Raw genomic sequence first — 829 nt, forward strand, 5'->3', positions numbered from 1 at the left:
GCTTCTAGGCGGGGTTCGGAGGTACCTGGCAACAGAAACCTCCACTTCTCCCCTCCTCCTCAACATGCGTTACGCACAACGGCAGCTCCCGCCGGCCAACTTCGCACGCCCTCGGCCGCGAAGCCGCCCTGCCGCGTGCCACCTCTCCAAAAGATGCAAGACGATTCCGATCGATTCTTCGTGCTGACCGGCGGTCCCGGCTCCGGCAAGACCACCCTGATCGAAGCCCTGCGCCGGGCAGGCTTTGCCACCTCGATCGAAGCCGGCCGCGGCATCATCCGCCACCAGTCCGATATAGGCGGACCCGCTTTGCCCTGGCATGATCGCGCCCTGTTCGCCGAGTTGATGCTGTCATGGGAGATGCGCTCGTATCAAATCGCGCAAGAACAGACCGGGCGTCCTGTTTTCTTCGATCGGGGCGTTCCGGACACGCTTGGCTACCTCAGGCTGAGCGGCCTGCCGCTACCCGAACACATCAACGCCGCCGCCAAGCGTTTCCGCTACAACCCCCGCATCTTCGTCGCCCCGCTTTGGCCGGAGATCTTCGCGCAGGACGAAGACGCAAGCAGACGCTCGACGAGGCCGAGCGTACCCACCATGCGCTGGTCGGCATCTACACGGAACTGGGCTATGAGATGATTCCGTTGCCGCTGGCACCCGTCGAGGCGCGGCTGCGCTTCGTGCTGGCCGAGACAGGATTGGCGTGAAAAAGGCCGGGATGAACCCCGGCCTTTTTCATTTGTTTTGGTTGCTTATTCCGCCGGCGCCTCGACGGCCTCGCGCGAGCGGCCGAGCGTGACCTTGGCCAGCGTGAAGGAAATCACCGCAC

At 63.8% G+C, this 829-nt stretch carries 1 pseudogene; it reads left to right on the forward strand.

The window, feature by feature from the left end:
• Positions 1–153: 153 nt before the first annotated feature.
• A pseudogene (locus EN939_RS36325) lies at positions 154–707 on the forward strand (AAA family ATPase).
• Positions 708–829: the final 122 nt, after the last annotated feature.

The sequence above is a fragment of the Mesorhizobium sp. M7A.F.Ca.CA.002.05.1.1 genome, assembly GCF_003998335.1.
GTDB lineage: Bacteria > Pseudomonadota > Alphaproteobacteria > Rhizobiales > Rhizobiaceae > Mesorhizobium.